This window comes from Pseudorhodoplanes sp., from assembly GCF_046289595.1.
In the GTDB taxonomy this organism is placed as follows: Bacteria; Pseudomonadota; Alphaproteobacteria; order Rhizobiales; family Xanthobacteraceae; genus Pseudorhodoplanes.
The window spans coordinates 1-2163 of sequence record NZ_JBKBVB010000234.1 but is presented as its reverse complement, the minus strand read 5'-3'; the positions used below and the strand labels follow the sequence as shown (position 1 = coordinate 2163).

At 66.2% G+C, this 2163-nt stretch carries 3 protein-coding genes; all 3 read left to right on the top strand.

Features of this window, described 5'->3' with window-relative positions:
- Positions 1-33 precede the first annotated feature (33 nt).
- The 3 genes from ACK41X_RS23495 (at position 34) to tatB (ending at position 2122) form a co-directional block, all read left to right on the top strand.
- Positions 34-1140 carry an ABC transporter ATP-binding protein gene (locus ACK41X_RS23495; RefSeq protein WP_409728753.1) on the top strand — a complete coding sequence of 369 codons (1107 nt, stop codon included), beginning with the start codon at positions 34-36 and terminating at the stop codon, positions 1138-1140.
- 87 nt (positions 1141-1227) lie between these two features.
- The gene (locus ACK41X_RS23490) at positions 1228-1476 is read left to right on the top strand and encodes a twin-arginine translocase TatA/TatE family subunit (protein ID WP_409728750.1); all 249 of its coding nucleotides are present in this window, start codon (positions 1228-1230) and stop codon (positions 1474-1476) included.
- Between the two features lie 151 nt (positions 1477-1627).
- Positions 1628-2122 carry a Sec-independent protein translocase protein TatB gene (gene tatB / locus ACK41X_RS23485; RefSeq protein ID WP_409728747.1) on the top strand — a complete coding sequence of 165 codons (495 nt, stop codon included), beginning with the start codon at positions 1628-1630 and terminating at the stop codon, positions 2120-2122.
- Positions 2123-2163: the final 41 nt, after the last annotated feature.

The window sequence follows — 2163 nt, the reverse complement described above, 5'->3', positions numbered from 1 at the left end:
GCGCAGGACAGCGGAGAGCGTTCCGAGGAGTAAATGAGAGCCCGCAGCGGCGCCGGACTGTCACGCGTCGAGGCCGGCCGCACGCCCGCCTCGATTGCGGCCAAGCTGTCGTTCGAGTCTGTGACCCATCGCTATGGCGAGGTGACCGCCGTACGTGACGTCTCGCTGTCGGTCGAACCCGGCGAGATGCTGTGTCTCCTCGGCCGCTCGGGCTGCGGCAAGACCACCTTGCTGCGACTGGCCGCCGGGCTCGAGGAGCCGGCCGAAGGCCGCGTTCTCATTAATGACCGGGCGGTGTCGGAGGGGCCGCATTTTCTGCCCCCGGAACGCCGCGGCGTCGGCTTGATGTTCCAGGATTTTGCGCTGTTCCCGCACCTGACCAATCTTGCCAATGTGATGTTCGGCCTGAAGTCCTTGCCGAAGGCTGAGGCCGAACGTGAGGCGCTGCGCGCGCTCGGACGCGTCGGGCTTGCCGCGCAAGCTGCGTCCTATCCGCACATGCTATCCGGCGGCGAACAGCAGCGGGTGGCGCTGGCGCGCGCGGTCGCTCCCCGTCCGAGCGTGCTCTTGATGGACGAGCCGTTTTCCGGTCTCGACCGGCGCCTGCGCGACGAAGTGCGCGACGACACCATGAATGTGCTGCGCGAAGCCCGTGTCACCTGCATCATCGTCACCCACGATCCGGAGGAGGCGCTGCGGATGGGCGACCGTATCGCGCTCATGCACGGCGGAGCGCTGGTGCAGAGCGGCAAGCCGGCGGACATCTATACGAAGCCGCAAAGCCTGTTTGTCGCGCGCTTCTTTTGCGAGCTGAACGAGATTGCCGGGACCGTCCGCGACGGTTTTGCACATACCCCGGTTGGGCGCTTTGCCGCACCGGGGCTCGCCGAGGGCAGTGCGGCAACCGTGGCAATCCGTCCGCAGGCGCTGCGGCTTCGGCCGGGCGGGACGGGGGTGCCGGCGCGCATTCTGCGCCGCCAGTTTCTCGGTCATGTCGATCTGGTTGAGGTTGCCGTTCAAGGACTTGAAGTTCCGCTGAAAGGCCGGCTCCTGCGCGACGCCATCCCGCCGATTAACGATAGTCTTTACCTCGACTGCGATCCGGCCGAAGTCCTTGTTTTTGCCGCGCCCGGGGCCTAGTTTCCGGATATGTCCCGGCGCCCACCGGTCCGATGGAATTGAAGACCAGCGGACAGAGACGGCGCGCCTTCCGGAGGGTTACGCGTCATGGGTTCACTCAGCATCTGGCACTGGATCGTCGTCTTGGTCGTGGTGCTGCTCCTGTTCGGGCGCGGCAAGATTTCCGAATTGATGGGCGACATGGCGCAGGGCATCAAGGCCTTCAAGAAAGGCATGGCGGAAGACGACACCGCGAATGCCGAGACCAAGCCCGGCGAGCCGATGAAGACCATCAATGCCGGCACCGAAGCCAAGACGCAGGCGGAAACCCAGAAGAAATTCGAGGGCACCGTCTGAAGCTTTCCGCCCTTGTCCCGACGGACGCCGCTGGGGCGTCGCGGGGGAGAAGGGCCGCCCCACCTGTGGAGACGCGAGCCATCGCCCGCTCCTCGCAGGTGAGGCCGACGGACCCCATGAGTAAGAAGGGTCCAAAGGGTCCGAAGGGTCCATGTTCGATTTCGGCTGGAGCGAATTTCTCATCATCGGCATCGTCGCGCTGATCGCGATCGGGCCGAAGGAACTGCCCGGCGTGCTGCGCGGGCTTGGCCATTGGATGGGCAAGGTCCGCCGCATGGCCTCCGAATTCCAGGACCAGTTCCGCGAGGCAATGCGCGAGGCCGAAGTCGCCGATCTGAAGCGGCAATTCGACGAGGCCAGCGCGAAGGCGGCGTCGGCCTTCAACAATCCGCTCGAAACCGCTCAGAAAGAGGTTGAGGCGGCGTTCGGCACCGAACCCACGGCCGTCGACACGCCGGCACCTGCGGTTGCGACCGCAGATCCCGGTGCCATCGAGGCGTCGGCCGCGGCGCCCTCAATCGAGGCCTCCACCCTTGAAGCGCCGCTGCCGATTGCACCGGAGGCGGCGGCCGGTGCAACGCGCGAGACGGCGAAGGCTCAGCCCGCCGCGGACGGTGCCAAGCCGGGCGGGAGCGGAGCCTCATGAGCAACCGCAAGCCTGAAGAGGAAGACGAGATCGAGCAGAGC